This window comes from Burkholderia sp. E168m23, assembly GCF_016586125.1.
Taxonomy (GTDB): domain Bacteria; phylum Pseudomonadota; class Gammaproteobacteria; order Burkholderiales; family Burkholderiaceae; genus Burkholderia; species Burkholderia orbicola.
Map to the genome: position 1 here is coordinate 1 of NZ_BCPP01000783.1, position 3,469 is coordinate 3,469.

Here is a 3,469-nt window from a genome sequence, read left to right on the forward strand (position 1 = left end):
GGCCAGATCGAAGATCTCGCGCGGAAATTCGGTTAATCCGCACGCGAGCTTGAGTTGCCGCGCGCCCGACAGTTGTCCGGCCTGCAGTTGTTCGAGGGTGTGGGTCACGGGGAGAAAACGGGTGGCGGTTGCGGGGACCCGTCGGGTCGATCGGACGAATTCTACCGGGATCGATCGCGTGCCCCTACATGACCTTGTCATACCCCCTTCACAAATGCGGAATGTGACGTTAGAATTGCGCCCCTTGCAGTGCCGACGTGGTGAAATTGGTAGACACGCTATCTTGAGGGGGTAGTGGCGAAAGCTGTGCGAGTTCGAGTCTCGCCGTCGGCACCAGATGCGTTTTCCTCGCATTCCAGCATTTCCGAAACCCGCGACAGCAGATGGCGTCGCGGGTTTTTTGTTTTCAGCTACGCCAACAACAGAAAATTCCGCACCACCGCGGACGGCTCGTCGCAGCGCGACGCGATGGCCAGCCTCGCGCGAAACCGGTTACCCGCGAACGGCCGGTATACGACGCCGGGCACCTGCACCTGCGTAATCGCCTTCGGCACGACCGATACGCCGAGCCCGGCCGCCACCAGCGTCACCGCGGACGCCATCTGCGGCGCCGGTTGTGCCATGCGCGGCTCGAACCCGGCGGCCTGGCACGCAGCGACGATGTCGTCGAACAGCGCGCCGCCGGCCGCGCGCGGCACCTGCACGAACGACTCGTCGGCCAACTCCGCCAACTCGATGCGCCGGCGCTGCGCCAGCCGGTGCGCGACGGGCAGCGCGACGAACATCGGCTCCTCGTCCCAGTCGGCTACCCGCAGCGTCGCGGCGACGCGGCGCTCGGGCCGCACGATCGCGACGTCGAGGCGCCCGGCCTCCAGCGCTTCCAGCAGCACGCCCGACGTCGCTTCCTGCAACGTCAGCTCGGCATCCGGGAACGCCTCCCGAAAGCGGCGAATCAGATCCGACACTTTCGGATTGAACGCGGCCGTGCCGGTGAAGCCGACCCGCAAATGACCGGTTTCCCCGCGCGCGGCGCGCCTGGCCGCCCGTGCCGCGCGCTCGGCGTCGTCGAGCACGCGTCGCGCCTCTTCCGCGAACACCTCACCCGCCAGCGTGAGCTCGGCGCCGCGCGCGGTCCGCTTGAACAGCTCCACGCCGAGCTCGTTCTCGAGCGCCTTGATCTGCTGGCTCAACGGCGGCTGGCCGATACCGAGCATTTCGGCGGCCTTCGTGAAATTCGATGCGGCCGCGACGGCCAGAAAGTAGCGGAGATGCCGGAGTTCCATGCGTGACGTGACCTCGCGGTGAGTCGGATCGGCCTGTCGGCCAGTGTTAAAACATATGGCTGCGGTTCATTTCATATATTGGACATATACATGGCCGTGCGCAAGAATTCGCGTATTCCGTCGCACATCGAGTGCCTTCATGTCCTCCGCTTCGATTTCCCGTTCCATGCCCGGCACGCAGAACGCCGCACCCGATGCGCTGCCGGCCGGCGTGTCCCCGCGCTCGGCCGCGTACAAGCGCATCGCGTTCGCGCTGTTCCTCGCCGGCTTTTCCACTTTCTCGCTGCTGTACTGCGTGCAGCCGCTGCTGCCCGCGTTCGCCCATGAGTTCAACGTCGGCGCGGCATCGAGTTCGCTGTCGCTGTCGTTGTCGACCGGGATGCTCGCGGTGTCGATCCTGTGCGCCGGCGCGCTGTCCGAACGGGTCGGGCGGCGCGGGCTGATGTTCGCGTCGATGACGCTGGCCGCGCTGTTCAACCTGCTCGCCGCGTGGTCGCCGAACTGGCACCTGCTGCTGGTCTGGCGCGCGCTCGAAGGCTTCGCGCTGGGCGGCGTGCCGGCGGTGGCGATGGCCTATCTCGCGGAAGAAATCGCCGCCGACGGGCTCGGCTTCTCGATGGGGCTCTATGTCGGCGGGACCGCGTTCGGCGGCATGATCGGACGGATCGGGATGAGCGCGCTCGAGGAGCACTTCTCGTGGCGCACGGCGATGCTGTCGATCGGCGTCGTCGACCTGCTCGCGGCGATCGCGTTCGTGATGCTGCTGCCGGCCTCGCGACGCTTCGTGAAGCGCACCGACCTGACGCTGCGTCACCACCTGCGGCTGTGGCACGCGCAACTGCGTCATGCGCGCCTGCCGTTCGTGTTCGCGATCGGCTTCCTGGTGATGGGTGCGTTCGTGACGATCTACAACTACGCCGGGTTCCGGCTCATGGCGGCGCCGTTCAACCTGAGCCCGACCGCGTGCGGGCTGATTTTCGGCGCATACCTGTTCGGGATGGTGTCGTCATCGAGCGCCGGCGCGCTCGCCGATCGCCTCGGGCGGGCGCCGGTGCTGGTCAGCGGCATCGTCGTGTTCGCGGCGGGCCTCGCGCTGACGCTGTCGCACTCGCTCGTCGCGATCGTCGTCGGCATCGTGCTCGTGACGATCGGCTTCTTCGTCGCCCACTCGGTCGCGAGCGGCTGGGTCGGCGCGCTCGCGGGCGCCGCGAAGGGGCATGCGGCTTCGCTGTATCTGCTGGCCTACTACGTCGGGTCGAGCGTGCTCGGCTCGGTCGGCGGCGCGTTCTGGCAACGCGGCGCGTGGACGAGCGTCGCCGCGTACGTCGCGGTGCTGCTCGTCATCGCATTGCTGGCCGCGCGGCGCTTGAGTCGTGCTTGAGTCGCCCTTGAGCCATGCGTGACGCGGCTCGGCGCGGTGCGGCCCGCGCCGTGCACCTGCGCCGGCCGCTCAGCCGTCACGACACCAGCGCATCGTCCCCTTTCATCGCATACGCCGCCTCGCGCCGCCGCAGCTTCATCGCGATCAGCGCCGCCAGCACCGCGAGCGCGACGCCGGTGAGAAACCCGCCCGTATAACCGACCTTCGCGGTCAGCGACAGGATCGTCGACGACGCGATCAGCTCGCCGAGATCGCGCGTGCTCTGCACGGCGGTCACGTCGGTGCCGGCCTGATCGCTGCCGCCCGCGAAACGCATGCCGGCCGTCATGATCGACACGGACGTGATGCCGGTCGCGAGCGAGCCGAGCACCGTGCACAGCCACGCCCACGACGGCGACACCGGCAGCCACCCGCTCGCCTGCGCGAACCACAGCAGCGCCGCCGCGCCCGCGCAGCTCACGCCGGCCGTGAACGCCCGCCACAGGCCGAGCGCCCGCACGAGCCACGCGCCGCCGCCGCATCCGAGCACGACCGTCACGACGCCGCCCGCCATTCCGAGCTTCCCGATCGCGTCGAGCGACCAGCCCGCGTCGTTGAGGAACAGCTTCGACAGGCCGAAGCCCGATACGGCGGTCATCGCCGGACAGCAGCGCGAGCGACAGCAGCGACCACGAACGCGGCCGCTTCGCGAAGCGCACGAGGCTCGCATCGTGATCAGGCCGGATGCGCGCGCGATCCGCGTCGCGCGGCAACACCCACAGCACGCAGACGAGGCTCGCGAGCGGGACGGCGGCCAGCGCGAGAA

At 68.7% G+C, this 3,469-nt stretch carries 2 protein-coding genes, 1 tRNA gene and 1 pseudogene; 2 read left to right on the plus strand and 2 right to left on the minus strand.

Annotation, left to right across the window (positions count from 1 at the left end):
• Positions 1 to 251: 251 nt before the first annotated feature.
• Positions 252 to 336, plus strand: a tRNA-Leu gene (locus JMF90_RS29510).
• A gap of 74 nt (positions 337 to 410) precedes the next feature.
• Here JMF90_RS29510 and JMF90_RS29515 read toward each other — a convergent pair.
• Complete coding sequence (locus tag JMF90_RS29515) at positions 411 to 1,283, minus strand: LysR family transcriptional regulator (protein ID WP_011547182.1); 873 nt, start codon at positions 1,281 to 1,283, stop codon at positions 411 to 413.
• Positions 1,284 to 1,422: 139 nt separating this feature from the next.
• On the opposite strand from JMF90_RS29515, the gene JMF90_RS29520 reads away from it, so the two are divergent.
• Positions 1,423 to 2,664: an MFS transporter gene (locus tag JMF90_RS29520; protein WP_027807286.1), complete on the plus strand. Its 1,242-nt coding sequence runs from the start codon at positions 1,423 to 1,425 to the stop codon at positions 2,662 to 2,664.
• Between the two features lie 76 nt (positions 2,665 to 2,740).
• On the opposite strand, the pseudogene JMF90_RS29525 reads toward JMF90_RS29520, so the two are convergent.
• Positions 2,741 to 3,469 (minus strand): annotated as a pseudogene (locus JMF90_RS29525) (MFS transporter); the annotation flags it as partial.

Coding starts and splice junctions, on each gene's coding strand:
- JMF90_RS29520 (WP_027807286.1), top strand. CDS start 1,423: ATGTCCTCCGCTTCGATTTCCCGTTCCATGCCCGGCACGCAGAACGCC.
- JMF90_RS29515 (WP_011547182.1), bottom strand. CDS start 1,283: ATGGAACTCCGGCATCTCCGCTACTTTCTGGCCGTCGCGGCCGCATCG.